Source organism: Caulobacter vibrioides (genome assembly GCF_002310375.3).
Taxonomy (GTDB): domain Bacteria; phylum Pseudomonadota; class Alphaproteobacteria; order Caulobacterales; family Caulobacteraceae; genus Caulobacter; species Caulobacter vibrioides_D.
In genome coordinates this window covers 2,369,421-2,395,167 of the sequence record NZ_CP023315.3, presented here as the reverse complement: position 1 = coordinate 2,395,167, position 25,747 = coordinate 2,369,421, and the positions used below count along the sequence as shown (strand labels likewise).

At 66.6% G+C, this 25,747-nt stretch carries 25 protein-coding genes; 21 read left to right on the top strand and 4 right to left on the bottom strand.

The window, feature by feature from the left end:
- The first annotated feature begins 12 nt into the window (after positions 1-12).
- The 3 genes from CA606_RS11360 to CA606_RS11350 all read left to right on the top strand — a co-directional run bounded on the left by CA606_RS11360 (position 13) and on the right by CA606_RS11350 (position 3,448).
- Complete coding sequence (locus tag CA606_RS11360; protein WP_096051039.1) at positions 13-612, top strand: YdeI/OmpD-associated family protein; 600 nt, start codon at positions 13-15, stop codon at positions 610-612.
- A 146-nt stretch (positions 613-758) separates the two neighbouring features.
- Positions 759-1,118 carry a DNA-directed RNA polymerase subunit omega gene (gene rpoZ, locus CA606_RS11355; RefSeq protein WP_010919426.1) on the top strand — a complete coding sequence of 120 codons (360 nt, stop codon included), beginning with the start codon at positions 759-761 and terminating at the stop codon, positions 1,116-1,118.
- Positions 1,119-1,228: 110 nt separating this feature from the next.
- Positions 1,229-3,448 carry a RelA/SpoT family protein gene (locus CA606_RS11350; RefSeq protein WP_096051040.1) on the top strand — a complete coding sequence of 740 codons (2,220 nt, stop codon included), beginning with the start codon at positions 1,229-1,231 and terminating at the stop codon, positions 3,446-3,448.
- A gap of 172 nt (positions 3,449-3,620) precedes the next feature.
- Here CA606_RS11350 and CA606_RS11345 read toward each other — a convergent pair whose 3' ends face one another.
- Positions 3,621-4,025 carry an NUDIX domain-containing protein gene (locus tag CA606_RS11345; protein WP_096051041.1) on the bottom strand — a complete coding sequence of 135 codons (405 nt, stop codon included), beginning with the start codon at positions 4,023-4,025 and terminating at the stop codon, positions 3,621-3,623.
- An 80-nt stretch (positions 4,026-4,105) separates the two neighbouring features.
- Here CA606_RS11345 and pyrE point away from each other — a divergent pair, with 80 nt between their 5' ends.
- Positions 4,106-4,690: an orotate phosphoribosyltransferase gene (gene pyrE / locus CA606_RS11340; protein WP_010919429.1), complete on the top strand. Its 585-nt coding sequence runs from the start codon at positions 4,106-4,108 to the stop codon at positions 4,688-4,690.
- Positions 4,691-4,867: 177 nt separating this feature from the next.
- On the opposite strand, the gene CA606_RS11335 is transcribed toward pyrE, so the two are convergent.
- Complete coding sequence (locus tag CA606_RS11335; protein WP_219933435.1) at positions 4,868-6,487, bottom strand: M20 family metallopeptidase; 1,620 nt, start codon at positions 6,485-6,487, stop codon at positions 4,868-4,870.
- 178 nt (positions 6,488-6,665) lie between these two features.
- Between CA606_RS11335 and CA606_RS11330 the strand changes: the two genes are divergently transcribed.
- The 13 genes from CA606_RS11330 (at position 6,666) to CA606_RS11270 (ending at position 18,944) form a co-directional block, all read left to right on the top strand.
- Positions 6,666-7,430: a pyridoxine 5'-phosphate synthase gene (locus CA606_RS11330; RefSeq protein WP_096051043.1), complete on the top strand. Its 765-nt coding sequence runs from the start codon at positions 6,666-6,668 to the stop codon at positions 7,428-7,430.
- Entirely contained in the window at positions 7,427-7,828 is a 402-nt protein-coding gene (gene acpS / locus CA606_RS11325) for a holo-ACP synthase (protein ID WP_096051044.1), read from the top strand. Before CA606_RS11330 ends, acpS begins: the two co-directional genes overlap by 4 nt.
- An 11-nt stretch (positions 7,829-7,839) precedes the next feature.
- Entirely contained in the window at positions 7,840-8,133 is a 294-nt protein-coding gene (locus CA606_RS11320) for a YciI family protein (protein WP_096051045.1), read from the top strand.
- Positions 8,134-8,256: 123 nt separating this feature from the next.
- The gene (gene lepB, locus CA606_RS11315) at positions 8,257-9,102 is read left to right on the top strand and encodes a signal peptidase I (RefSeq protein WP_096051046.1); all 846 of its coding nucleotides are present in this window, start codon (positions 8,257-8,259) and stop codon (positions 9,100-9,102) included.
- Positions 9,103-9,123: 21 nt separating this feature from the next.
- On the top strand, positions 9,124-9,822 hold the full coding sequence (rnc, locus tag CA606_RS11310; protein ID WP_096051047.1) for a ribonuclease III: 699 nt from the start codon (positions 9,124-9,126) through the stop codon (positions 9,820-9,822).
- A gap of 72 nt (positions 9,823-9,894) precedes the next feature.
- A complete protein-coding gene (locus tag CA606_RS11305) occupies positions 9,895-10,542 on the top strand; it encodes a hypothetical protein (protein ID WP_096051048.1) in 648 nt (215 codons plus the stop codon).
- The gene (locus CA606_RS11300; RefSeq protein WP_096051049.1) at positions 10,539-10,979 is read left to right on the top strand and encodes a hypothetical protein; all 441 of its coding nucleotides are present in this window, start codon (positions 10,539-10,541) and stop codon (positions 10,977-10,979) included. Before CA606_RS11305 ends, CA606_RS11300 begins: the two co-directional genes overlap by 4 nt.
- Before the next feature lie 45 nt (positions 10,980-11,024).
- Positions 11,025-11,975 carry a GTPase Era gene (gene era / locus CA606_RS11295; RefSeq protein ID WP_096051050.1) on the top strand — a complete coding sequence of 317 codons (951 nt, stop codon included), beginning with the start codon at positions 11,025-11,027 and terminating at the stop codon, positions 11,973-11,975.
- 7 nt (positions 11,976-11,982) lie between these two features.
- Positions 11,983-12,834 carry an arylamine N-acetyltransferase family protein gene (locus CA606_RS11290; RefSeq protein ID WP_423752933.1) on the top strand — a complete coding sequence of 284 codons (852 nt, stop codon included), beginning with the start codon at positions 11,983-11,985 and terminating at the stop codon, positions 12,832-12,834.
- Positions 12,831-13,568, top strand: a complete 738-nt coding sequence (recO, locus tag CA606_RS11285) for a DNA repair protein RecO (RefSeq protein ID WP_181242555.1) — start codon at positions 12,831-12,833, stop codon at positions 13,566-13,568. Before CA606_RS11290 ends, recO begins: the two co-directional genes overlap by 4 nt.
- A gap of 53 nt (positions 13,569-13,621) precedes the next feature.
- Complete coding sequence (locus CA606_RS11280; RefSeq protein WP_096051053.1) at positions 13,622-15,208, top strand: alkaline phosphatase D family protein; 1,587 nt, start codon at positions 13,622-13,624, stop codon at positions 15,206-15,208.
- Between the two features lie 71 nt (positions 15,209-15,279).
- Entirely contained in the window at positions 15,280-17,559 is a 2,280-nt protein-coding gene (parC, locus tag CA606_RS11275) for a DNA topoisomerase IV subunit A (protein ID WP_096051054.1), read from the top strand.
- A complete protein-coding gene (locus CA606_RS11270; protein WP_096051055.1) occupies positions 17,556-18,944 on the top strand; it encodes a serine hydrolase domain-containing protein in 1,389 nt (462 codons plus the stop codon). The genes parC and CA606_RS11270 overlap by 4 nt, the downstream gene beginning before the upstream one ends.
- Positions 18,945-19,118: 174 nt before the next feature.
- Here CA606_RS11270 and CA606_RS11265 read toward each other — a convergent pair whose 3' ends face one another.
- On the bottom strand, positions 19,119-20,555 hold the full coding sequence (locus CA606_RS11265; protein ID WP_096051056.1) for a hypothetical protein: 1,437 nt from the start codon (positions 20,553-20,555) through the stop codon (positions 19,119-19,121).
- Positions 20,556-20,754: 199 nt separating this feature from the next.
- Here CA606_RS11265 and CA606_RS11260 point away from each other — a divergent pair, with 199 nt between their 5' ends.
- From CA606_RS11260 to CA606_RS11245, 4 genes are read left to right on the top strand one after another with little or no spacing between them, the layout of a single operon-like run.
- Positions 20,755-22,065, top strand: coding sequence for a serine hydrolase domain-containing protein (locus tag CA606_RS11260; RefSeq protein WP_096051057.1), 1,311 nt, complete (start codon positions 20,755-20,757; stop codon positions 22,063-22,065).
- Positions 22,066-22,102: 37 nt separating this feature from the next.
- A complete protein-coding gene (locus CA606_RS11255; RefSeq protein ID WP_096051058.1) occupies positions 22,103-23,065 on the top strand; it encodes a quinone oxidoreductase family protein in 963 nt (320 codons plus the stop codon).
- An 8-nt stretch (positions 23,066-23,073) separates the two neighbouring features.
- Complete coding sequence (locus CA606_RS11250) at positions 23,074-24,009, top strand: NAD(P)H-dependent flavin oxidoreductase (RefSeq protein ID WP_096051059.1); 936 nt, start codon at positions 23,074-23,076, stop codon at positions 24,007-24,009.
- An 11-nt stretch (positions 24,010-24,020) separates the two neighbouring features.
- Entirely contained in the window at positions 24,021-24,788 is a 768-nt protein-coding gene (locus tag CA606_RS11245; RefSeq protein ID WP_096051060.1) for an SDR family oxidoreductase, read from the top strand.
- 39 nt (positions 24,789-24,827) lie between these two features.
- Here the strand turns inward: CA606_RS11245 and CA606_RS11240 are convergent, their stop codons facing one another.
- Complete coding sequence (locus CA606_RS11240; protein WP_096051061.1) at positions 24,828-25,667, bottom strand: arginyltransferase; 840 nt, start codon at positions 25,665-25,667, stop codon at positions 24,828-24,830.
- Between the last annotated feature and the right edge of the window lie 80 nt (positions 25,668-25,747).

The window sequence follows — 25,747 nt, the reverse complement described above, 5'->3', positions numbered from 1 at the left end:
GGAGGACGCATCATGGCCGCCATCGAGGTCAATCCCGCGCACGTCCGGGAGTTTGCCGACGCCGCCACCTTCTATGACTGGCTGTCGCAGCATCATGACAGCCAGGCCGAGGTCTGGATCAAGATCCACAAGCTGTCCTCGGGCCTGCCCTCGATCACCCCGGTCCAGGCGATCGACGTGGTGCTGTGCTGGGGTTGGATCGATGGCGTGAAAAAGAGCTTTGACGCTCGCAGCTATCTGCAGCGCTACACCCCGCGCACCAGAAAGAGCATCTGGAGCCAGATCAATGTCGACAACGTCGCTCGCCTGATCACCGAGGGGCGTATGACCCCGCACGGCTTGCGCGAGGTCGAGGCGGCCAAGGCCGACGGCCGCTGGGACCGCGCCTATGGCAGCGGAAAGGGCATGAAGATTCCCGACGACCTTCAGGCGGCGATCGACGCCAACCCGGCGGCGCGCGCCATGCTGGATCGGCTGACCGCGCAGAACCGCTTCGCGCTGGCCTTCCGCACCCACAACATGAAGACGCCCGCCGGTCGGCAAAAAAAGATCGAGAGCTTCGTGGCCATGCTTGAACGCGGCGAAACGATCTATCCCCAGAAGGCGCGCTGACGGCCGCGCCGCACGGCGATGCTGGACATTGACCCCCGAAGCGGGCATAAGCGCCCGCTCGCGAAAGCAGGATGGACGTGCGCGGCGTTGCGTGTCGCCGCACAGAAGCCTATTTTGTGATTGCTTACCGGCAGCCCGAGGAACTCATGGCCCGCGTCACCGTCGAAGATTGCGTCGAGAAGGTCCCGAACCGCTTCGCGCTCGTTCTGCTCTCGGCCCACCGCGCCCGCGGCATTTCCGCCGGCGCCGCGCTGATGGTCGACCGCGACAACGACAAGAACCCGGTCGTGGCCCTGCGCGAGATCGCCGACGACGTGATCGATCACGAAGGCCTGAAGGAACACCTCATCAGCACGCTGCAGCGCGTTGACGAGCACACCGAGGCTGAAGAAGAGGCCGAGACCCTGGCCCTGCTGGCCGATCCCAGCCACATGCAAATGAGCGAGCTGGAACTGGTTCGCGCGCTGCAAAGCGACCGCGACGGCGGTCAGGAGGAGCGGTACTGAGCCCCGAAGGCGCAGACCCTCTGACCCTTGAAGCGGTCGGCCAGACCGCTCCATCCGAACGCGCGCCCGCCTCGCTCCCCTCGGGGACCGAATCGGGCGCGTCGTCGTCTCTGGCTCCTGCCGCGACGACCGAAGCGCCGGCCAAGCCGCGCCCCAAGTTTCTTCGCCAGTACGAACTGATCGAGCGGGTTCACGCCTACGATCCAACCGCCGATGAGGCGCTGCTGAACCGCGCCTATGTCTACGCCATGCGCATGCATGGTTCGCAGACCCGGGCCAGCGGCGATCCCTACTACGCCCACCCGATCGAGGTCGCGGGCATCCTCACCGAATACCGGCTGGACACCGCGACCATCGTCACGGCGCTGCTGCACGACGTGATCGAGGACACCCCGGTCACCAAGGAAGAGATCGCCAAGCTGTTCGGCGAGGAGATCGGCGAGCTGGTCGAGGGCGTAACCAAGCTCTCCAAGCTCGAGCTGCAAGCCGAGCACATGCGGCAGGCCGAGAACCTGCGCAAATTCATCCTGGCCATCTCCAAGGACGTCCGCGTCCTGCTGGTCAAGCTGGCCGACCGTCTGCACAACATGCGGACGCTGCACTTCATCAAGAACCAGGCCAAGCGCGAGCGTATCGCCCGCGAGACGCGCGACATCTACGCCCCGCTGGCCCGTAACATCGGCTGCCACAAGATCTGTATCGAGCTGGAGGAGCTCAGCTTCCAGCACACTAATCCGGTGGCGCGCGACGCTATCATCCGGCGCCTGGACGTGCTGCGCGAAGAGCAGGGCGGGGCCGTGACCCTGGTCAGCCAGGAGATCTCGGCGCGCCTGGAGTCGGCCAGCCTGCCGGCGCGGGTCTTCGGCCGCGAGAAGTCGCCCTATTCGATCTGGCGCAAGCTGCAGCGCAAGTCGATCGGCTTCTCGCAGATGTCCGACATCTATGCGTTCCGGGTGATCGTCGACAGCGAGGAAGACTGCTACCGGGCGCTTGGCGTCGTGCACCGCGCCTGGTCCAGCGTGCCCGACCGCTTCAAGGACTACATCTCGACGCCCAAGCGGAACAACTATCGCTCGCTGCACACCACCGTCGTGGGGCCGCGCGGCATGCGCATCGAGATGCAGATCCGCACCGAGAGCATGGACCGCGTCAACGAAGAGGGCGTCGCCGCTCACTTCCGTTACAAGGACGCCTCCTACGGCCTCGACCTGGAAGGCATGGAGGCCGCCGGCGGCCGCGATCCGCTGGCCAACCTGCGCCAGCTGGTCCAGGTGCTGGAGCATGGCGGTGACAGCGAAGAGCTGGTCGAGCACGCCAAGCTCGAGATGTTCCTCGATCAGGTGTTCGTGTTCACGCCCAAGGGCAAGCTGGTCAGCCTGCCGCGCGGGGCCATGCCACTGGACTTCGCCTATGCCGTTCACACCAGCGTCGGCGACACCTGCATCGGTGTGAAGATCAATGGCGAGCTGAAGCCGCTGCGCACCCCGCTGGTCAATGGCGACGTGGTCGAGGTGGTAAGGGGCTCCAAGCCCGTGGTGCCGCCCGACTGGCGCTCGCTGACGGTCACCGGCCGCGCCCGCTCGGCCATCCGCCGCCATATCCGCCAGACCGAGAAGGAAGAGTTCCTGCGTCTGGGCCGCGCGTCGCTGGAGCAGGTGTTCGAGCGCGCCGGCAAGAAGCTGAAGGACGTGTCGCTGCGACCGATCCTGGAGCGCTTCGTGCTGGAGAGCGACGAGGCGCTGTTCGACGCCGTCGGTCGCGGCCGCGTCTCGCCCAGCCAGGTGCTGGAGACGGCCTATCCGGGCATGAAGGACTCCGAGCGCGAGGCCGCGACGGCCCGGCGCAAGATCGAAGGCGGCCAGGAGGCGGCGCGGCTCTACGTGCGCGGCGGCGGTCTGACGCCCGGCGTCTCATTGCACTTCGCCCACTGCTGCAGCGCCGTGCCGGGCGACCGCATCGTCGGCATCCTGCGCGAGGACGGCGAGGGCCTGGACGTCCACACGATCGACTGTCCGCGCCTGGCCGAATACGAGGACCGCGAGGAGCTCTGGCGTGACCTGAACTGGACGCCCGAGGCCGAACGCTCGACCATCTCGCTGACCCGCCTGCACGCCACGATCCAGAACGCCCCCGGTGTGCTGGGCCTTGTCTGCACCATCATCGGCGAGGCCGGCGGCAACATCGTCAACCTGCGCATGCACCACCGGCAGAGCGACTTCTTCGACACCGACATCGACGTCGAGGTCCGCGACGCCAAGCACCTGACCAACATCCAGGCGGCGCTACGGGCGTGTCCCTCGGTGGAGACGGTGGACCGGACGCGGGGGTAGGGGGCGCGACTCCGTATCCTTCTCCCCTTGCGGGAGAAGGTGGCGCGCAGCGCCGGATGAGGGGTCATGCGGGCTTACCGGAGCAGGATTTCGACCCCTCATCCGTCATCCTTCGGCCGACACCTTCTCCCGCAAGGGGAGAAGGGGGCTTGGCGTCGTTGCGACGGCGGTCTTACTGCCCCAACGCCGCCACCGCATCGCGCGTCGCCGCGGTCAGCGGTGAGGGCAGGGCGTCCAGGGCGAACCAGCCCCATTCGTGGAGGGCGTGGGCTTCCTGGATGGTCGGCTCGCCCTCGAAGCCTTCGACGGCGTAGGTGATCGCCACCCAGTGGTAGTCGTCGGCGACCATGTCGGTGACGGCCAGGACGCGGCCGGCCGTGATCCGCACGCCCAGCTCTTCATGGATCTCGCGCTCGGCGCAGGTGCGGGCGGCCTCGCCCCAGTCGAGCTTGCCGCCGGGCACGCCCCAGTGGTCGGCCTCGGGGGTCTTGACCCGCTTGACCAGCAAGAGGCGGCCCTGGTCGTCCAGAATGGCTGCGCCGCAGCCGACGCGAGGGCGTTGGGCTTCTTCCGTCATGGTCGCGGTAGAGCCTGAAACGCGACGCCGAGGCAACCGGGATTTGAAGACTCGCCCGCTTGGGCCTATAGGCAGCGCTCATGACCAACGACGACGTCCTCGACGAATTCCGCGCCGCAGGGGCCCTGCGCGAAGGCCACTTCGTGCTGTCCAGCGGCCTGCACAGCCCGGTGTTCCTGCAGAAGAACCTGGTGTTCATGCGCCCCGAGCGCTGCGAACGGCTCTGCAAGGCGCTGGCCCAGAAGATCATCGCCACGGTCGGCCAGGTCGACGTGGCGGTTTCGCCCGCCGTCGGAGGCATCATTCCGGGCTATGAGACCGCGCGCCACCTCAACGTGCCCTCGATCTATGTCGAGCGTGAAGGCGGCGGCTTCAAGTTCCGGCGCGGCTTCCACCTGGAGCCCGGCCAGAAGGTCGTGATGGTCGAGGACATCGTCACCACCGGCCTGTCGTCGCGCGAGTGCATCCAGGCGATCAAGGACGCTGGCGGCGACGTCGTGGCGGCTGCGTGCATCGTCGATCGTTCGGGCGGCAAGGCCGACGTCGGCGTGCCGCTGATCGCCTTGGCCAGCCTGGAAGTCCCGGCCTATCCGGCCGACGCCCTGCCGCCGGAACTGGCTGCGATCCCGATCGAGGATCCGGGCAGCCGCCGGTTGAAGGGCTGAGCGAGCGCGTCACACGATAAAGAGTGTCATCCCGGAAGCCTCGTAGAGGCTATCCGGGACCCAGGGGTGACGAAGCGCCGTGCGCGCCGCCCCTGGGTCCCGGCTCTACGCGCTCCGCGCTACGGCCGGGATGACACGCGTTTTCGGGGCCTAAGCCAGAGGCGAGAGAGCCCCCGCCTACTTCGCCCCCGCCGGCGGCGTCAGCGTCTTGACTGGCCAGGCGACGCCCAGCTGCTCCAGGTACGTGCCGTACTTGTCGGGGTCGTAGTAGAACCTCTTCATCTCGGGCCGGAAGCGCGCCATCACATCGGCGTTCATCTGGACCTGCGGCTTGTCGGCGGCTGTCAGCATCGGCACGTACTTCTGGTCCTTGGTCTGGACGTTGGTGAAGTAGGCCTTCGAGTCGGCCAGCAGCTTGGGCTGGGTCAGCAGGTCCAGCGTGGTCATCGCCACCACCTTTGAGCCGGCCACCACGCCCTTGTGGGCGATCGGCGTCGCCATCGAGATGGCGTTGGCCCAATGGTGGCCGGGCAGATCGGGGATGTTGGCCGGGTAGTTGATGGTGATCGTCGGCATGATCCACGAGATGTCGCCGATATCGTCCGACCCGCCGCTCTCGGGCTTTTCCTCCGGTGGCTTCAGGCCCCTCAGCTTGGTGTCCAGGCCGTCCTGCTTGGTGGATCCGACGTTCTTCTGAACCGCTTTGGCGAAGGCCTGCTCGTCGTCGGTCCATTTGGGCAGGCCGACCTGCTCGATGTTCTTCTGGGCGGCCTCGGCCATGGGGCGGTTGAAGTGGCGCGGCGCGGCCGTGCCCACGATGGCGGAATCGACCTTGGTGTCGGTCATGTCGGCGGCGGCCTTGGCGATCTTGTCGCCGATCGCCCAGTTCTTCTTGATGGCGGCGAAGGTCTGTTCGCGGAAATAGTACCAGACGGTCGCCTCGGACGGCACGACATTGGGCTGGTCGCCGCCGTCGCTGATCACGTGGTGCGAGCGCTGCTCGGGCCGCAGATGCTCGCGGCGCATGTTCCAGCCGATGTTCATCAGCTCGACCGCATCCAGGGCGCTGCGCCCGCGCCAGGGCGCGCCGGCCGAGTGCGCGGACTCGCCGTGGAAGCTGTACTTCACTGACACGAGGCCCGTGCCGGACGGCTGTCCCCAGGTGGTCTGCAGGTTCGCGCCCACATGGGTGAAGATCGTCGCGTCCACGCCTTTGAACACCCCGTCGCGCACCATATAGGCCTTGCCGGCCACCAGCTCTTCGGCGACGCCGGGCCACAGCACCAGGGTCCCGGCGATGTTCTGCTTGACCATCAGGTCCTTCACCGCCAGGGCGGCGACGATGTTCACGGCCTGACCGGAGTTGTGACCTTCGCCGTGTCCCGGCGCGCCGGGAATGATCGGGTCATGCCAGGGCACGCCCGGCTTCTGCGAGGCCTTGGGGATGCAGTCGATGTCGCTGCCCAGGGCGATGGTCGGACCGCCCTGGCCATGCGTCCAGGTCGCCGTCCAGGCGGTCGGGATGCCCGACACGCCGCGCTGGATGGTGAAGCCGTTCTCCTCCAGCACCTTGGTGATGTAGGCCGAGGTTTCGACCTCCTGGAAGCCCAGCTCGCCAAACGAGAAGATCTTGTCGTTCATCACCTGGGCCAGCTTGGCGCGGCTTTCGACGCCGGCGACGGCGTCGGCCTTCAGGCTCTTGAGCTTACCGGCCGAGATTTCAGCTGCAGCAGCGCCTTGCGCGACGACGAGCGGCAGCAGGCTCGCGGTGATCGCGAGGCCAGTCTTCCTGAACATGGCTTGATGTCTCCCCCAATTGCCCCGACCGCACGATCCGACGCCTTCCGGGCTTTGTCCATCCGGCGAACGCCCGCCACCGTTGCAAAACCGCACCTGCCCAAGTGAGGTGCGGCGCCCTAGGATTCGGGCGGCGGGGGGAGTAACCCTGCCGTCGAAGGCAGGAGGACCTGAGCGCATGAGCTTGCGGCTGGGCGTCAATATCGATCACGTGGCCACGATCCGGAACGCGCGCGGCGCTTCGTATCCCGAGCCCGTCCGCGCGGCCGAGCTGGCCTTGATCGCCGGCGCCGACGGCATCACCGCCCACCTGCGCGAGGATCGCCGACACATCAGTGACGCCGACATCGCGGTGCTGACCGACCTCTGCCACAAGCGCGGCAAGCCGTTGAACTTCGAGATGGCGGTCACCGACGAGATGGTCGGCATCGCCCTGAACGCGCGTCCGCACGCCGCGTGCCTGGTGCCCGAGCGCCGCGAGGAGGTCACCACCGAGGGCGGCCTCGACGTCATCAAGGGCCAGAAGCGCATCGCCGACGCCACCGCGCGGCTGCGCACCGTGGGGGCGCGGGTTTCGCTATTCATCGAGCCCGATCCCGACCAGATTCGCGCCTGCGTCGCGGCTGGGGCTCAAGTGGTCGAACTACACACCGGCGCCTACTGCGACGCGGCGCGGGCGGGTGAGACGGCGCGGGCCGAGGCGATCCTGAAGCGGCTCAAGGCCGGCGCCGCCTTGGCCCATGAGCTTGGCCTTGAGGTCCATGCCGGGCATGGCATCGACTACGCCACGGTCAAGCCGGTCGCCGCCATCCCGCAGATCGCCGAGCTCAATATCGGCCACTTCCTGATCGGCGAAGCGATCTTCGTGGGGCTGCCAGAAGCGATCCACCGCATGCGCGCCTTGATGGACACCGCGCGCGTCGAGCTTGAGGCCCTGGCGTGATCATCGGCATCGGCTCGGACCTCTGCGACATCCGGCGGATCGAGAAGTCGCTGGAACGGTTCGGTGACCGCTTTACGCACAAGGTCTTCACGGAGACCGAGCGCACGCGCTCTGAGCGCAAGCCCGATCGCGCCTCCAGCTACGCCAAGCGGTTCGCGGCCAAGGAAGCCTGCTCCAAGGCGCTGGGCACCGGCCTGAAGCGCGGCGTGCATCTGGCGGGCATGGGCGTGGTCAACCTGCCCTCTGGCAAGCCGACCCTGGCCCTGACCGGCGGGGCGCTTGAACGCCTGAACGCCATGGTTCCCGAGGGGATGGAGCCTGTGATCCATCTGTCGCTGACTGATGATCACCCTTATGCCCAGGCGTTCGTGATCATTGAGGCCCTGCCCAAGCGCTAAGGGAGACCCGCGTGGCCGAGTACATCCTGCTGATGCATGACGACGGCGACGAGGAGCGGGCGGCCGACTGGGAGGCCTATCTTGACGGTCTTGCCAGCGCGGGGCGCTTGCGCGGCGGCAGCGCCGTGGGCGAGGGCGCCTGCTATCGCAAGGTTGGCGCGCCTGGGCCAGTGTCCACGCACCTGACGGGTTTCGTCCGGATCGCCGCCGATAGCCTCGAGGACGCCGCAGGCTGTCTGGCCGGCAATCCGGTCTATGAGGCCGGCGGCACGGTTGAAATTCGCCTGCTGCCCGAGGACGTTTGACCGCGCGGCCCAAACCTCGCCATGAAGCTTGGCTACGCGCCGCTCTTGCCCGTCCGGCCAAGCCCGTCTAGCAAAGCCGAGCCGGTTCGCCGGTCACCCCTATTCGAAGAGCCCCGCGACCGCATGACCGACGCCGCCGACGATATCACGCCGCCCGAAGAGAAGGGCGCGATCGCCGAGTTGATCGAGATCGTCAAGACCGTCGCCTATGCGCTGGGCATCGCCCTGGTGCTGCGGGTGCTGCTGTTCCAGCCCTTCACGATCCCGTCGGCCTCGATGGAGCCGAACCTCTATCAGGGCGACTACATCATCGTGTCGAAGTTCAGCTATGGCTGGAGCAAGCACTCGATCCCGTTCAGCCCGCCGATCATCAAGGGCCGAATCTTCGATCGCGCGCCCAAGCGCGGCGACATCGTCGTGTTCAAGCTGCCGCGCGACAATCGCACCGACTACATCAAGCGCCTGATCGGCATGCCCGGCGACAAGGTCCAGATCCGCGGCGGCGAGGTCTACATCAACGGCAAGGCCCTGCCGCGCAAGGCGCAGGCCCCGGCCCTGGTCGACACCGGCTATGGCTTCACCCAGCAGGTGCAGCGCTTCCAGGAAACGAGCCCCGAGGGTCGTCCGTACAACATCCAGGACTTCGGGCCTGACAGCCGTGGCGACAACACCGGCATCTATACGGTTCCGGCCGGCTGCTACTTCTTCATGGGCGACAACCGCGACAACTCGGCCGACAGCCGCTTTGATCCGGGCGTCTCGCCCTACAAGGAAAGCGCCTGCAAGTGGGACTATGAGCTGGACCAGTTTATCGGCGACGAGATCGGCGTCGGCTTTGTGCCGGCCGAGAACCTGGTCGGCCGCGCCCAGATCATCCTCTTGTCGTGGAACGCCGAGGCGAGCCTCTTCAAGCCGTGGACCTGGTTCCTGAACGCGCGTCCCAGCCGCTTCTTCCACGTGCTGAAGTGACTTTGTTGGGTCTTGGGCGCCATGGATAGACGGGTCGCCGCCGTCGGCGACCTTGAGCGCCGGATCGGCCACAGGTTCGAAGACCGCGAACTGCTCGAACGCGCCCTGACGCACGCCAGCGTCGGGGACGGGGCCAAGAAGGTCCGCGACAACGAGGTGCTGGAGTTCATCGGCGACCGCGTGCTGGGCCTTTTGGCCGCCGAGGCGCTGGCGCAGCGCTTCCCCAAGGCCAAGGAAGGCGAGCTTGCGCCGCGCCTCAACGCCCTGGTCAGCCGCGAAACCTGCGCCCGTGTGGCCCGCAAGGCCGAACTGGGTCCGGCGCTGCGCCTGTCGGCCTCGTCCAGCAAGATCGGCGGCCGCGAGACCGACTCGATCCTGGCCGGCGCCACCGAGGCCCTGATGGCCGCCCTCTATCAGGACGGCGGGCTTGAGGCGGCGCGCCAGGTGTTCCTTGATCTGTGGAACGACGAGTTCGACCGCGCCGGCGAAGGCCGTCCGCGCGACCCCAAGACCGCGCTGCAGGAGTGGGCGCAGGGCAAGGGTCGCCCGCTGCCGACCTACCGCGTGATGGACCGCACGGGCCCCGACCACGCGCCGGTGTTCACCGTTGAGGTGGCCGTCAAGGGCGTCGACCCCGCCATCGCCAAGGGCAAGTCGCGACAAGAGGCCGAGAAGGCCGCCGCCAAGGCGCTGCTGGAGCGCGAAGGGGCGTGGGGTTGAGCTGAAGGCGCCGGAGACGTTGCGTCCGCCTGCATATAGTGGCACGGTTCGTGTCATTATCTGGAGGCGACGATGGCGAGTTTCTGGACATGGGCCGTCGCGGCGATCGTGTACGCCGTCTTCTTAGGCTGGCATCGGAACTGGCGCGGTCGCCTTTCGACAGCGGAAATCGAAGCCGTTCTGGCGACGCTGCAGGCGCAGGGCGCGGGCGAAAATGGCCGAAATGCGCTGGCCACGATGCGCGCGTTTCTGGAAGCCGATGACGGACGGCCGTTCCATATGCTCAACGTGGTGCGGCTGTCGCCCGACCGCGTGACGGATCCAGCCGGGCGCCAAGCGTCTGCGCGCGAGGTCATGGCGGGCTATACGAAGATGTTCCTTCCGGCATTGCTGGCGCGCGGCGGCTATCCGGCCTTCGCGGCGCGCAAGGTTGGCGGATACTTCGACACCTGGGGCGTGGATCCCGGACCCGATTGGTCGTTCATCGCCTTGATGCGCTATCGCAGCCGGCGCGACCTCGCCCGGTTGGTGTGTAATCCGAGGTTCGCCGGCGCCCACGAGTTCAAGTTCGCGGCCATGCCCCAAACCTTGAATTTCCCGACCCAGAGGCTCGGCGGCCTGCTGGTTCAGCCCTCCGCCTGGGTTGGCTTGCTGCTGGCCCTGGCGGCGGCGGTGGGGCAGGTCGCTTTATTGCTAACGGACCTGGGGCGATTAGCATGAGCCTCCTGCCGCCTTCGACCAATGCGGCCTATCGCGGATCCCGCCTGGCGGCCTGGGCGCTGATGGTCTTTGGGCTCATGACCCTCGGCGTTGGCGTGATCCATTTTGCGCTGCCGGACGGCGGTATTGGTGTGATCGCCGGTGTGGATCTGTCGACCCGTCGCGAGATCATCGTGAGCATGGCCGCCTGGATGGGCGCGCTGCAGATCGCGCATGGCGTCGGCTTGCTTCTCGTCGGCTGGCGCTACCGGACCCTTGTCCCGCTGTTCCTGGCTTTGACGGCGCTGGAGCGGGGCCTGATGGCGCTGGACGGCTGGCTGCTCAAGGGCGCGAACGCTGCGCATCATCCGCCGCAACACTACGGAAGTGTTCTGGTGTTCGGCCTGTGCCTGGTTCTGCTGGCGATGTCGCTTCGCAACACAAGAGCGGCCAACTGAACGACTGCGGGATTTTTTGGCGCATCGGTGCTAAACGCACGCGCAATGACTGACACCACCTCCCAAACTCGCGCGGGTTTTGCCGCCATCATCGGCGCGCCGAACGCCGGCAAGTCCACCCTGGTCAACCGCATGGTCGGGGCCAAGGTCTCGATCGTGACCCAGAAGGTCCAGACCACCCGCTTCCCCGTGCGCGGCGTCGCCATCGAGGGCGACACCCAGATCGTCCTCGTCGACACCCCTGGGATCTTCAGCCCGCGCCGCCGCCTGGACCGCGCCATGGTCCGCGCCGCTTGGGCTGGATCGGAAGAGGCCGAGGCCACTGTTCACCTCGTGGACGTGCAGGCCGAACTGGCCAGCCGCGCCGACAAGGCCACGCCCGGCGAGTACCGCTCGGCCCAGGACGTCCAGACCATCATCGAAGGCCTGAAGGCCGCCGACCGCAAGGTGATCCTGGCGCTGAACAAGATCGACGGGATCAAGCGCGACACCCTGTTGGCCGTGGCCAAGGACTTCTTCGACACCGGCGTCTATTCCGACGTCTTCATGATCAGCGCCTCGACCGGCGCGGGCGTCGAGGACCTGACGGCCAAGCTGGTTTCGATGATGCCGGAAGGGCCCTGGCTCTATCCGGAAGATCAGACCGCCGACCTGCCGGCGCGCCTGCTGGCCGCCGAGATCACCCGCGAGAAGGTTTATCTGCGCGTCCACGAGGAACTGCCCTACGCCGCAACGGTCGAAACGACCGCCTTCGAGGAGCGCAAGGACGGCTCGGTGCGCATCGAGCAGACCATCCTGGTCGAGCGCGAAGGCCAGCGGGTCATCGTCATCGGCAAGGGCGGCCAGACCCTGAAATGGATCGGCCAGGCCTCGCGCGAGGAACTGTGCGACATCCTCGACCGCAAGGTGCACCTGTTCCTGCATGTGAAGGTCAAGGAGAACTGGGCCGAGGAACGTGGTCTGTTCAGCGACATCGGCCTGGACTTCGATGTTTGACGCGCCAATGGGGAGAGGGGCGGCGCCGGCCGTGGACCTGGACGCCTATTTCCGGCGTATCGGCTATGACGGCCCGCGCGAGCCGACCCTGGATACGCTGCGGGCCGTCGCCTTTCGCCACCCGGACGCCATCCCGTTCGAGAACCTCGACGTGCTGCTGGGGCGCGGGATCAGCATTGTCCCCGGCGATGTCGACGCCAAGCTGATCGGCGCCGGGCGGGGCGGCTATTGCTACGAGCAGAACGGGCTGTTGAAGCGCGTGCTGCAGGCGCTGGGCTTCCAGGTCGAAGGCCTGATGGCCCGTGTGCTGTGGATGGCGCCGGAAGGCGCGCCGCCACGTCCGCGCTCGCACCAGGTGCTGGGCATTGTGATTGACGGCGAGACCTGGCTGGCCGACGCGGGCTTTGGCGGCTGCGTGCTGACCACGCCACTGCGCCTGTTCTCGGATGAGGTCCAGGACAGCCCGCACGGCAAGTTCCGCATCGTCGATACGCAGACGAACGGCGTCGCCGAACGCCAGGTCCAGGCCGATCTGTCGGGCCGCTGGGCGCCGCTCTATCAGGTGTCGCAAGGCGCCTGGGCCGAGGTCGACTACGAGCAGGCCAATTTCTACACCTACACCCACCCCAGCTCGCACTTCACCTGGAGCATGACGGTGGGGCGCACGACGCCGACCGCGCGCTACGCCCTGAAGAACAACCGCTTCACCCATCGCGACGTCACCGGCGCCGTGGTCGAGCAGCGCGACCTCTCCGTCGATGAGCTGGAGGCGACCCTGCGCGAGGTGATCGGCCTGCCGGTGGAGGCCGACTGGCGTCCGGTGCTGGAAAAGGTCGTGGCCTGGGGAACCCCCGCTTGAGCCTAGAGTGGGAGGACGAAGCCTATGTCCTCTCGGCCCGCTCGCACGGCGAGACGGGGGCCATTGTCGAGCTGCTGACCGAGGCGCGCGGCAAGGTCGCCGCTCACGTGGCCGGCGCGGTGTCGCGGCGGATGAAGCCCTTCCTGCAGCCTGGCGCGCGGGTCATCGCCCGCTACCGGGCCCGGGTCGAGGGGCAGTTGGGCTCGGCCAGTCTGGAGCCGATGGGCGAGGGGCCTTCAAGCCTGTTTGACGATCCTCTGGCTCTGGCCGGCCTCTCATCGGCGGCGGCGATCGCTGCGGCGGCTTTACCTGAGCGCGAAGCCCACCCCGGCGCCTTCCACGCTCTTGAAGCGCTGATCCGCGTGCTGGAAATCCCTGAGATCTGGCCGGCCGTCTATGTCCGCTACGAGGCGGGGCTGTTGCAGGAGCTGGGCTTTGGCCTGGACCTGTCGAAGTGCGCGGCGACCGGCGCGTTCGACGATCTCGTCTATGTCAGCCCGCGCACCGGCCGCGCCGTCAGCCGCGAGGCAGGTAAGCCCTATCACGACAAGCTGTTGCCCCTGCCGCCGTTCATGCTGTCGTCGCAAGGCGGATTGGCGGAAGGCGACGTGAAGGCGGGTCTGGACATCACCGGCCATTTTCTGGAGCAGTTCGTCTTCGGTCCCCTGAACAGGCCGCTGCCGCCGGCCAGGCTTTGGCTGCTGGACCGCCTGGCCGAGGCCGATAGGCTTTAAGAACCGTCACACAGCAGCGCTATCGCGAATTCTCAGTCCATTGGAGTATCGCCATGTCCGTCCTTGATCGCTACGCCCTCAGCCGCCGTCGCATGCTGGCGGTGTTTGGCGGCGCCGCCGTTTCCGCCATGGCGATCCCGCTGGAGAGCGGCAAGGCCTTGGCCCAGGCGGTCTTCAAGACCTATCCGTTCCAGCTGGGCGTGGCGTCTGGTGATCCGTCGGCGGACGGCTTTGTGATCTGGACGCGTCTGGCGCCGGAGCCGCTCGAAATCGGCTACGGCATGCCGTCGGCGCCGGTCGCGGTCGAATGGGAAGTCGGTGACGCGCCCAACATGCGCAACATCGTGGCCAAGGGCACGGCGATCGCACCGCCGGAACTGGGCCACGCTGTGCACGTCGAGGTCGCGGGCCTGCAGCCGAACCGCGACTACTGGTATCGCTTCACTGCCGGACGGGAACGGAGCCTGCTGGGCCGGGCGCGCACGGCGCCGGCGCAGGGCGCGACGTTGGAGCGGGTCCGTTTCGCCGTGGCGGGCTGCCAGAACTACGAGCAAGGCTACTATACGGCCTACCGTCGCCTGGCGGAGGAAAACCCCGACTTCGTCTTCTGTTACGGCGACTATATCTATGAGGGCCGCGGCAACCGCGTCTGGAACAGCGCCAACGGCCCGGTTGAGAATCCGCGCCAGCACTTCGGCGGCGAGATCTACAGCCTCGACGACTATCGTCGCCGCTACGCCCAGTACAAGATGGACACCGACCTGCAGGCCGCCCACGCGGCCGCGCCGTGGTTCACGGTCTGGGACGACCACGAGATCGACAACAACTGGGTCGCCGACCTGGATCAGGACGGCGTCGATCCCAAGATGTTCAACCTGCGGCGCCAGATGGCTGTGCAGGCCTATTACGAAAACATGCCGCTGCGGGCGTCGAGCTTCCCGACCGGAACCTCGCTTCAGCTGTATCGCCGGGCGACCTACGGCCAACTGCTGAACCTGAACCTGCTGGATACGCGCCAGTATCGTACCGATCAGCCCTGCGGCGACCGGTTCGGCTACTGCGACGCGGTCGAGGCCTCGCGCGCCGAGGTCATCGGCCAGGTTCAGGAGAAGTGGCTGACCAACGGGCTGATTGAATCCAAGACGACCTGGAACGTGCTGGCCCAGCAGATCATGATGATGGACCTCGACCGCGAGCCGGGCGAGGGCAAGGCGGTCAATCCGGACTCGTGGGCGGGCTATCGCATGCCACGCAACCGCCTGCTGCAGACCATCCGCGACCGCAAGGTCGGCAATGTCGTGGTGCTCACCGGCGACGAGCACCAGAACTATGCCGGGGATCTCTATCTCGACGGCGCCAAGGCCGAAGGGGCTCCGATCGCCTCGGAGTTTGTCGTCACCTCGATCAGTTCCGGCGGCGACGGGACCGACCAGCGCGCCGACATGGCCAGGATCCAGGCCGCCAACCCGATCCTCAAGTTCAACAACGCCCAGCGCGGCTATGCGGTCTGCGACGTCACGCCCAAGGCGTTCGTCACGGAGTTCAAGGTGCTGGACGCGATCACCCGCCGGGACGGCAAGCTGTCGACCCGCGCCAAATGGGCCCTTGAGGCCGGAAAGACGGGGATCGTTCAGGCCTAAGCGGTCCTGATCGCTCGAATCATCGAGGGGATTTCTGCTAGGCTCCTTCCCCGGAGTAACGAATCCCCTCGATGAACAAGCCTGTCCTTCCTCCCCCCGGCGGTCCCGACGACGGCGACCGCATTCTCGACGAGCCGCTGACCGAGGCGCTGTCGCGGCGCTATCTGGCCTATGCGCTGTCGACGATCGGCTCGCGGGCGCTGCCCGACGTGCGCGACGGCCTCAAGCCGGTGCACCGTCGCGTTCTGTACGCGATGAGCAACATGCGGCTGAACCCCGACGCCGCGGCGCGCAAGTGCGCCAAGGTCGTCGGCGAGGTGATGGGTAATTTCCACCCGCACGGCGACCAGTCGATCTATGACGCCTTGGTGCGTCTGGCCCAGGACTTTGCGCAGCGCATCCCGCTGGTCGAGGGGCAGGGGAACTTCGGCAATATCGACGGCGATAACGCCGCGGCCATGCGTTACACCGAATGCAAGATGACCGAGGCGGCGACGCTTCTGCTGGACGGCATCGATGAGGACGCGGTCGACTTCCGCCCGACCTATGACGGCCAGGACGAAGAGCCGGTCGTGCTGCCCTCGGGCTTCCCGAACCTGTTGGCCAATGGCTCGTCGGGCATCGCGGTCGGCATGGCCACCTCGATCCCGCCGCACAACGCCGCCGAGCTGATCGACGCCTGCCAGCTGTTGCTGGCCAATCCCGACGCGACCACCGAAGACCTGATGGAGAAGGTCCCAGGGCCGGACTTCCCGACCGGCGGTGTGATCGTCGAGTCCCGCGCCTCCTTGCTGGAAACCTACGAGACCGGACGCGGCGGCGTGCGGATGCGCGCCAAGTGGGAAAAGGAAGACACCGGTCGCGGCACCTACCAGATCGTCGTCACCGAGATTCCGTACCAGGTGAAGAAGTCGGATCTGGTCGAGCAACTGGCCGACCTGATCGACAGCAAGAAGGCCGCCCTGCTGGGCGACGTGCGCGACGAAAGCGCCGAGGACATCCGTCTGGTCCTGGAGCCCAAGTCCAAGAACGTCGAGCCCGAAGTGCTGATGGAGAGCCTGTTCAAGCTCTCGGCGCTGGAGAGCCGGTTCCCGGTCAATATCAACGTGCTGGACGCGCGGGGCACGCCGGGCGTCATGGGCATCAAGCAGGCGCTGATGGCGTTCCTGGCCCACCGTCGCGAGGTGCTGACCCGCCGGGCCCGCCACCGCCTGGCCAAGATCGAAGCTCGTCTGCACATCCTGGACGGCCTGCTGATCGCCTATCTGAACCTCGACGAGGTCATTCGGATCGTCCGCTACGAGGACAAGCCGAAGGAAAAGCTGATCGAGGCTTTCAAGCTCTCGGACATCCAGGCCGACGCCATCCTCAACACCCGCCTGCGCCAGCTGGCCAAGCTGGAGGAGATGGAGATCCGTCGCGAACACGCCGAACTGGTGGAAGAGCGCGACGGCATCCTGGCCATGCTGGCCAGCGAGGCCAAGCAGTGGAAGCTGGTCGGCGTGGGCCTCTCCGAGGTCCGCGCGGCGCTGCTCAAGATCAAGCATCCGCTGGACAAGCCGCGGCCCACCGGCGTGACCGGTCGTTCTGTGTTCGGCGAAGCCCCGCAGGTCGACGCCGACGCCGCGATCGAGGCGATGATCGTGCGCGAGCCGATCACGATCATCCTGTCCGAGCGCGGCTGGATCCGCGCCGCCAAGGGCAAGATCGACGACCCGTCCGAGCTGAAGTTCAAGGAAGGCGACAAGCTGGGCTTCCTGGTCCCGGCCGAGACCACCGACAAGCTGCTGATCTTCTCCAGCGACGGACGCTTCTTCACGCTGGGCTGTGACAAGCTGCCCAGCGCGCGCGGTCATGGCGAGCCGGTGCGGATGATGATCGAGCTGGACGACAAGGTGAAGATCATCGACGTCTTCCCGTTCAAGGCCGGCCGCAAACGCATTCTGGCCTCGAAGGGCGGCTATGGCTTCCTGATGCCCGAGGAAGAAGCCCTGGCCAACCGCAAGGCCGGCAAGCAGGTCCTGAATGTCGGCAATGAAGGCGCGGCCTTCTGCCTGGAGGCCGTCGGCGACCAACTGGCGGTGATCGGCGACAACGGCAAGATCCTGATCTTCCCGCTGGAAGAGCTGCCCGAAATGCCGCGCGGCAAAGGCGTCAAGCTGCAGGCCTATCGCGAGGGCGGCCTGCGCGACGGTTTGTCGTTCAACGCCGAAACGGGCGCCTACTGGATCGACACCGCCGGCCGTCGCCGTGACTGGTCCGAGTGGAAGGAATGGGTGGGCCGCCGCGCCGGCGCTGGCAAGCTGGTCCCCAAGGGCTTCGCCACCAACAAGCGGTTCCGGCCCAAATGAGCTCGGGGCGGTTGCGTCGCCGCGCGTTGAGCCTGTTGGCCGGCGCCTTCGGCTGCGCGGCCGTCGTGGCCACGCCTGCGCTGGCGCTGCCGAAGGGCAAGCCAGAGGAAACCGGGTTCAACGCCGAGCGCCTGAGGCGTCTCGACGACCATATGCAGATCATGGTCGATCGGGGGCAGATCGCGGGCGGCGTGACCGTTCTGGCGCGTCATGGGCGGGTCGTGCACGCGCGCGCCTTCGGTCGCCGGGAGTTGGGCGGCGACCCCATGCCGATGGACGCGATCTTCCGCATCCGCTCGGAGACCAAACCCGTCACCGGCGTCGCCATGATGATGCTCTATGAGCAGGGCCTGTGGCGTCTGGACGACCCAGTCAGTCAGCACGTCCCGGAGTTCGCCAACCTCCGGATCGCCAGCGGCGTGGACGAGAGCGGACAGCCGATCCTGACGCCGGTCTCCAGGTCGCCGACCATGCGCGAGCTGATGACCCACACGGCGGGCTTCGCCTATGGCCTGGCCGATGATCCGAGCAGCCTCGCCGACCAGGCCTATTATCGCGCCGGGGTGCTGCAGTCGGCGTCGCTGACCGACCTTGTTCAGAAGGTCTCGGGTCTGCCGATGTTCTCCGAGCCCGGCCGGCTTTGGCGCTACAGCGTCGCGGCGGACATCCAGGGCTATATCGTCGAGAAGCTGTCGGGCCAGAGCCTGCCGGTGTTCATGCAGGAGCGCATCTTCACGCCGCTGGGCATGAAGGACACCGCCTTCTACGTGCCCGAGGAGAAGATGGTCCGTCTGGCGGCGCTCTACGACGCAGATCCGGCCACAGGGCAACTGGTCCCGGCCATCGAAGGCGCCTGGCGTGACGTCACCAAGCCGCCCGCCGCGCCCCTGGGCGGAGGCGGGTTGGTCTCGACCGCGGGAGACTTTTCCCGCTTCGCTCAGATGATCCTGAACAAGGGCGAGTTGGACGGTGTGAGGGTTCTCAAGCCGGAAACGGTGACGCTGATGACCCAGAACCATCTGCCGGAAGGGTTCGTGGTCACGACCAATGGCACGGCGGGCGTGCTGGCGCCGTCGGCCAGGCCTTTTCCGTTCGCGGCGGGCATGGGCTACGGGATCGATATGGCGGTGGCCGTCGACCCGGCCGCGTCCGGCGCGCCGGTCGGGCCTGGAACCGTCAGCTGGGGTGGCAGCGCAGGCACCTGGTTCTGGATCGACCCGGCCAACAACCTGTTCTTCGTCGGCATGATCCAGCGGCTCGGCGGCGTTGGCCCAGGTCTCGACGCCCAATCGCGGACCCTGGTCTACCAAGCGCTGGAGCGACCGCCCGTTCCGCCCGTCCAGGTCTCGTCGAAGTCGCCCGCCAAGCCGACGGTGTCGCGCTAGAGCCTGTCTGGTTTAGATGGAAACATCTAAACCAGATAAACAGGTTCTAATTCATAGACTTAGAGCGCGTTCGAACGGTTTAGCCGCTCACGCCTAAACCTAACGCGCTCTAAGAGAAAGCTCCCCCCGCCAAGGGCGAGGGGAGTTCCCGCACGATCTAGAAGGGCTGAAGTTCTAGGCCGCGAACAGGATATCGCCGGGAGCGTTGGCCTTGCCGACGGCCAGGCCGACCACGCCCGTCAGCTTGATCAGGCCATCGCCTGCGTCGAGCCCGGGGGTGGCGTTCTGGTGGAAGATGTAGGTGTCGGCGCCCCATTCGAACACCGTATTGCTGTTGGCTGCGGTCAGTCCGGCATAGGCGGTCAGCGCATCGTCGAAGGTGGCGGTCGTGATGAAGAACAGCTGCTTCTTCTCTCCAGGTCCGACGGCGTCGGTGAAGCCCAGAAGATCGAAGCCCTTCTCGAAGTCCTCGATCGTGGCAATGCTGGTGACCTTGCCGGCCGCCATGCGCAGCGGGGCGAACCCGGCGATGTTGATGCTGTCGAACCCGGCGCCGGTGACGACCCGCCCGTCCAGCTTGTCGAGGATGATCGTATCGTTGCCGGTTCCGGTATCGATCAAGCCGCGCATGGCGCCACGGTCGACCACCACTTGGTCGTTGCCGGCGGCGGTACGGATATGGCGGTTGGCGTCAAGCCCGCCTTGATCCCCGGCCATGGGCCGGATCACGTCGTTGCCGTCCGTCGCCAGCACGTGGGTGTCCTCGGCGGGCTCCTGATTGATCGCATCGACGTTCCAGTCGTGAGCGAAGCGCGCGGACTCGCCTGGCAAGCCGGGATCCGACGGCCCGCCCGACGCGAAGTCGCCACCCTTTCCATAGGCCGAATAGAACACCGGCATGGCCGCCGCTTTTCCGTCCAGGCCCAGGTCGGCGAGATAGGCGCGCATCGCCTCGACATAGGGGCCCTGGTCGCCCTTGACCGCTTCGGCCATCAGCCAGCCGACGATGGCCGCCCGCGTGCCCAGGCCATTGGCGCCGTCGCCGCCGATCTCGGCGAAGTACTCGCCGCGCGTATATGCGCCGCCACGGCCGTTCGGGATCTGCTCGGCGAGGATGGTGGTCACATCCTTGATCGACTTTTCGACACCGAAGAGCTTGGCGTAGGCCTTGTGGAAGGTGTCGGAGGCGGTTGCGAACGCGCCATAGGCGTCGATGAAGTTCTGCTTGGCCTCGCCGTGCTTCACGAGGTTGACCGCGAAGTTGATGAAGCGATTTTCCAGATTGAAGTTGGCGTAATAGGCGCTGTTGAGATTGTTCGGGTTTCCGCCGTTGGGCGAGACGAGGTAGTCGGCTCCCAAGTTGCTCAGCGTCAGATCGGCCAGGAAGCCATAGGACATGACCGCCACCTGCGTGGTCGCCTTGGCGCTGTCCTGGATCCAGCTGACCGCGCTGGCATAGGTCCACAGATCTCCCACCATGCCGTTGCGCGCGGCGTCGATGCCCTGCGCCATCAGATTGATCTGCACGCGGGCGTCGGTGGGCAGATCCGCGCCGGCGGAGAGCCGGTGGACGTTCCGATAGATGGCGACCAAGTTGTCGAGTGTGGCCATAACGCGTTCCTGAATCTTTCGTAATCCCTCGTGCAGTAAAAAATATACATGAACGGCGTTCGATCAACCCGCTTTATGTGAAACTTCCTTAATCCTGCGGCGTGGCCGTGGCCGGTGCGGCGCGCCGTCGAAAAAGCGGGTTTCAACGCTCGGTCGGGCGCTCTAAGGTCACCCTCAAACAAGTGTTCGGGAGGGTGGTTTGGCGGTTCGTAACTTGATCAAGGCGAGCTTACTGGCGGCGGTGCTGGCGAGCGGCCCGCTGACGGCGGTCGCCAATCCAAGCGGTCCGTCCATTGCCGTCGCCGCGCCCGAGAGCGTCGGGTTCGCCCCGGAGGGCCTCAAGAAGCTCGACGCCCACATGCAGGGCCTCGTCGACAAGGGCCATCTGCCGGGCGTGACCACCATGCTGGTGCGCCACGGCAAGGTCGTGAACTTCGAGGTTCACGGCAAGAAGGGCTTCGATGGCCCGCCGATGACCAAGGACACGGTCTTCCGTATCTATTCGCAGACCAAACCGGTCACCGGCGTCGCGATGATGATCCTCTTCGAAGAGGGCAAGTGGACGCTGGACGATCCGGTCAGCAAGTTCATCCCCGAGTTCGCCAACCTGCAGGTCTACAAGGGCGTGAAGGCCGATGGGTCGTTCGAGACGGTCCCGGCTGAGCGCCCGCCGACGATGCGCGAACTGATGAGCCATTCGGCGGGCTTCGCCTATGGCCTCACGCCCGACAACCCGCTCGACAAGGCCTATGCCGACAAGGTGCTGGGCGCGCGCTCGCGGGCTGACTTCGTCAAGGCGATCGCCGAGATCCCCCTGGTGGACCAGCCCGGCAAGCGCTGGAAGTACAGCATCGCCGTCGATATCCAGGGGTTGATCGTCGAGAAGCTGACCGGCATGTCGCTGGCCGACTTCATGAAGGCCCGCATCTTCGACCCGCTGAAGATGAAGGACACCGGCTTCTGGCTGCCCGCCGAGAAGGCCGACCGTTTGGCGTCGCTCTATGTGTGGAGCCCGAAGGTCAACAAGCTGGTCCCGGCGGACGGCTACATGGTGCTCGACATCACCAAGCCGCCGGCCATGGCCTCGGGCGGCGGCGGTCTGGTCTCGACCAACGCCGACTACGCCCGCTTCGCCCAGATGCTGCTGAATGGCGGAGAACTGGACGGCGCCCGCATCCTGAAGCCCGAGACCGTGACGCTGATGCGCACCAACGCGCTGAGCGACACGATCATGAATTCTAGCGAACCGCCGTTCAACACGGCGCGCGGGCGCGGTTTCGGCCTCGACTTCGCCCTCGTGCTCGACAGCGCCAAGGCCGGGCCGCAAGGCGAGGGAACCTACAGCTGGGGCGGCGCGGCCGGCACCTGGTTCTGGATCGACCCGAAGAACGATCTGTTCTTCCTGGGCATGATTCACATCCTGAACAAGGGCGGCGATCCGGCGATCAAGGACATCGACGATGATAGCGCTAAGCTCGTCTACGACGCGCTGATCGATCCGAAGAAATAGCGGCCAACGCTGCAAACCGTTCAGGGAGGATCGCCCCATGAAGGCGGCTGTCTATTACGAAACCGGCGCGCCGGATGTGCTGCGCTACGAGGACGTGGCGGATCCCGCTTGCCACGCACAAGGCGTCGTCATCCGCGTTGAGGCGGTCAGCATCGAGGGTGGCGACACCCTCAATCGCGGTGGCGGCCAGATGGCGGGCGTCCCGCATATCGTCGGCTATCAGGCGGCGGGCGAGATCGTCGAGGTCGGCGCCGAGGTCTCGCACCTGAAGGTCGGCCAGAAGGTCGTCACGGTAAACGCCTTCGGCTCGCACGCCGAACTGCGCTCGGCGCCGGCGCGTAACGCGTGGCCGATCCCCGAGGGCTTTGACCTGCACAAGGCCGCCGCTATTCCGGTGCCCTTCGGCACGGCGCACGAGTGCCTGTTTGGGGCCGGGCGCCTGAAGGCCGGCGAGACGGTTCTGGTGCAGGCCGGCGCCGGCGCCGTGGGCCTTGCCGCCATCCAGCTGGCCAAGCAGGCCGGCGCGACGGTTCTGGCCTCGGCGTCCAGCGACGAACGCCTGGAGCGCCTGAAGCCGTTCGGTATGGACCACGGGATCAACTATCAGCGCGATGATCTGGTCGAGCAGGTCATGAAGCTGACCGGCGGCAAGGGCGTCGATCTGGTCGTCGATCCCGTCGGCGGCGCGACGCTGCCCGGAAGCCTGGCGGCCTTGGGCTATCGTGGCCGCGTCTCGCTGGTGGGCAACGCCGGCCGCGAGCCGATGAAGGTCGATGTCGGTTCCCTGATGGGCGGCAATCGCAGCCTCACCGGCGTGTTCCTGGGCGCCGAGATCATGACCGATCGCGTCCACGACATGATCCAGGACCTGATCGAGAAGGCCGCTCGCGGCGAGCTTGAGGTCGTCATCGACCGCACCTTCCCGCTGTCCGAAGCCGCCGCCGCCCACGCCTATATCGAAAGCCGCCAGGCCGTCGGCCGCGTGCTGCTCATTCCCTGAGGCCGATCATGACCAACCGCGTGCTTGCCCATACCGGGGCGAAATATCCGATCATCCAGGCCCCGATGGGCTGGATCGCCCGCTATCAACTGGCCAGCGCCGTCTCCCGCGCCGGAGGCCTCGGGATTATCGAGACCTCGTCCGGCGAAACCGAGAATTGCAAGGCCGAGATCACCAAGATGGCCCAGAGCGGCCTGCCGTTCGGGGTGAACCTGCCGATCATGTTCCTGCGCGACGACGCTATGTTGCGGTTCGTCTGCGACAGCGGGGTCAAGTTCGTGACCACCTCGGCCGGCAGTCCGGCCAAGTTCATCGGCCCGCTGAAGGACGCCGGCATCGTCGTCTACCACGCCGTGCCGACCGTCGACGCGGCGGTGAAGTGCGTGGAGGTGGGTGTCGATGGCCTCGTGGTCGAGGGCGCCGAGGGCGGTGGGTTCAAGAACCCCGAGGAGGTCTCGACCCTGGTCCTGCTGCAGGCCATCCGCGAGAAGGTCGACGTGCCGCTGGTCGCCGCCGGCGGCATCTGCGACGGGCGCGGCATGGCCGCCGCCTTCGCCCTGGGCGCTGAGGCGGTACAGATGGGCACTCGCTTCGTCAGCTCGGCCGAGAGCCCTGTGCACGCCAACTACAAGGCCGCGATCACAGGGGCCAAGGAGACGGGCACCTGGGTTCTGAACAAGAAGGCCAGCCCCTGCATCCGGGCGATCAAGTCTGACCTGACCAAGGAAATCCACGACGCGGGCGTCATGCCGCCGGACGTGCTGAAGAACATCCTCGGCGTCTATTTCGGCGGCGACATGGAGGCCGCGCCGGCCCTGGCCGGTCAGACCGTCGGCCTGATCAATGAGGTCAAGCCCGTCCAGGACATCATCGACGAGACCGTCGCCCAGTTCCACCAGATCACCGGGCGCCTCGGCGCCCTGGCCGCCGCCGGCGGCTTCTAGAGGGTACGACTATGCAGAATCTCTTTTCGCTCGAGGGCCGCGTCGCCCTGGTCACGGGCGGCTCGCGCGGCATCGGCGCGATGATCGTCAAGGGCTTCCTGACCCACGGCGCCAAGCGCGTCTACATCACCGCCCGCAAGGCCGCCGCCTGTGACGCCGCCGCCGAGGAGCTGAGCCAGTACGGCGAGTGCGTCTCGCTGCCGGGCGACGTCTCGACCATGGAAGGCATCCAGGGCTTGGCCGCCCGCATCAAGGAACGCGAGCCCAAGCTCGACATCCTGGTCAACAACGCCGGCGCGGCCTGGGGCGCGGACTTTGACGCGTTCCCGGAGAGCGGCTGGGACAAGACGGTCGATCTGAACATGAAGACGCCGTTCTTCCTGACCCAGGCCCTGATCGGCGAGCTGCGCGCGGCGGCCAAGGACCGGGTGGCCAAGGTGATCAACGTCGCTTCGATCGACGGCCAGTCGGTGACCAAGGACGAGACCTATCCCTATGGCGCCTCCAAGGCGGGCCTGCTGCACATGACCAAGCGGATGGCCCTGCGTCTGGCGCCGGAGAACATCGCCGTCAGCTGCATCGCGCCGGGCGCCTTCGCCTCGGACATGAACAAGGTCGCCCGCGACCACGCCGACGCCGTGGCCAAGATGATCCCCGCCGGCCGCATCGGTGAAGCCGAGGACATGGCCGGGGCGGCCATCTACCTGGCCTCGCGGGCGGGTGACTATGTGATGGGCGGTGCGGTGACCGTCGACGGCGGCGTCAGCTTCGCGCGCTAACGGATCGAGCGCTCCTCGTTCGTCACGAACGGGGAGCGTCTAGCCCAGATCCTCGATGTCGGCGGGCTCGGCGTCGCTGAGCGGCAGGTCGCAGGCGTCCTTCAGAGCGCCCGGCCCACGCGGGGGGCGCGCGCCGCGCTCGCGGGCCGACATCAGCGACCAGCCGCCGGGCTTGAGGATTTCCAGCGGTGAGAACCGTGCCTTGTAGGCCATCTTCTCGCTGCCGGGCACCCAATAGCCGAGATAGACATAGGGCAGGGCGTTCTGCTGCGCCTGCACGATGTGATCTAGGATGATGAACGAGCCCAGGCTGCGACGCGGCTGGTCCGGCTGATAGAAGCTGTAGACCAGCGACAGTCCGTCAGCCAACACGTCCACCAGCACGCAGGCGACGAGATCGCCAGGGCCCCGGTCCAGTGACTTGCGGCGATACTCGATCAGATGGGTTCGAACCGCCGTGTCCTCGACCATTGCCACGTAGTCCGGCCAGGTCATTTCGGCCATGCCGCCGTCGGCGTGGCGGGCCAGCAGATAGCGACGCAGCAGTTCGAACTGCTCCAGCGTGGCCTCGGCCTCGACCAGGTGCCGCTCGAGATCATCGTTACGGCTGAGGATTTTCCGTTCCGAGCGCGAGAGCAGATACTCGGCGGCCGGCGCGCGCGCCGACTGACAGGCGCGGCACGTCTCACAGGCGGGGCGATAGGCGATGTTCTGAGAGCGACGGAAGCCCACCTGGGTCAGGCTGTCGTTGACGACAGGTCCATCGGAAAGGGGCAGGTGGGCGAACACCTTCCGTTCCTCGCGACCGGGCAGGTACGGGCAAGGCGTGGGCGCCGTCAGAAAGAACCGAAGCTGTCGCGTCGGAAAATGCTGCGTCACGTTCCGCCAGTCCCCTTCAGCCCATTGGTGTCCTGAACGAGATTAGGCGGCATACCGTTTCGTTGCGCAAGCTTCACGGA

Coding starts and splice junctions, on each gene's coding strand:
- CA606_RS11360 (WP_096051039.1), top strand. CDS start 13: ATGGCCGCCATCGAGGTCAATCCCGCGCACGTCCGGGAGTTTGCCGAC.
- rpoZ (WP_010919426.1), top strand. CDS start 759: ATGGCCCGCGTCACCGTCGAAGATTGCGTCGAGAAGGTCCCGAACCGC.
- CA606_RS11345 (WP_096051041.1), bottom strand. CDS start 4,025: ATGACGGAAGAAGCCCAACGCCCTCGCGTCGGCTGCGGCGCAGCCATT.
- pyrE (WP_010919429.1), top strand. CDS start 4,106: ATGACCAACGACGACGTCCTCGACGAATTCCGCGCCGCAGGGGCCCTG.
- CA606_RS11335 (WP_219933435.1), bottom strand. CDS start 6,487: ATGTTCAGGAAGACTGGCCTCGCGATCACCGCGAGCCTGCTGCCGCTC.
- CA606_RS11330 (WP_096051043.1), top strand. CDS start 6,666: ATGAGCTTGCGGCTGGGCGTCAATATCGATCACGTGGCCACGATCCGG.
- lepB (WP_096051046.1), top strand. CDS start 8,257: ATGACCGACGCCGCCGACGATATCACGCCGCCCGAAGAGAAGGGCGCG.
- rnc (WP_096051047.1), top strand. CDS start 9,124: ATGGATAGACGGGTCGCCGCCGTCGGCGACCTTGAGCGCCGGATCGGC.
- CA606_RS11305 (WP_096051048.1), top strand. CDS start 9,895: ATGGCGAGTTTCTGGACATGGGCCGTCGCGGCGATCGTGTACGCCGTC.
- CA606_RS11300 (WP_096051049.1), top strand. CDS start 10,539: ATGAGCCTCCTGCCGCCTTCGACCAATGCGGCCTATCGCGGATCCCGC.
- era (WP_096051050.1), top strand. CDS start 11,025: ATGACTGACACCACCTCCCAAACTCGCGCGGGTTTTGCCGCCATCATC.
- CA606_RS11290 (WP_423752933.1), top strand. CDS start 11,983: ATGGGGAGAGGGGCGGCGCCGGCCGTGGACCTGGACGCCTATTTCCGG.
- CA606_RS11280 (WP_096051053.1), top strand. CDS start 13,622: ATGTCCGTCCTTGATCGCTACGCCCTCAGCCGCCGTCGCATGCTGGCG.
- parC (WP_096051054.1), top strand. CDS start 15,280: ATGAACAAGCCTGTCCTTCCTCCCCCCGGCGGTCCCGACGACGGCGAC.
- CA606_RS11270 (WP_096051055.1), top strand. CDS start 17,556: ATGAGCTCGGGGCGGTTGCGTCGCCGCGCGTTGAGCCTGTTGGCCGGC.
- CA606_RS11265 (WP_096051056.1), bottom strand. CDS start 20,555: ATGGCCACACTCGACAACTTGGTCGCCATCTATCGGAACGTCCACCGG.
- CA606_RS11255 (WP_096051058.1), top strand. CDS start 22,103: ATGAAGGCGGCTGTCTATTACGAAACCGGCGCGCCGGATGTGCTGCGC.
- CA606_RS11250 (WP_096051059.1), top strand. CDS start 23,074: ATGACCAACCGCGTGCTTGCCCATACCGGGGCGAAATATCCGATCATC.
- CA606_RS11245 (WP_096051060.1), top strand. CDS start 24,021: ATGCAGAATCTCTTTTCGCTCGAGGGCCGCGTCGCCCTGGTCACGGGC.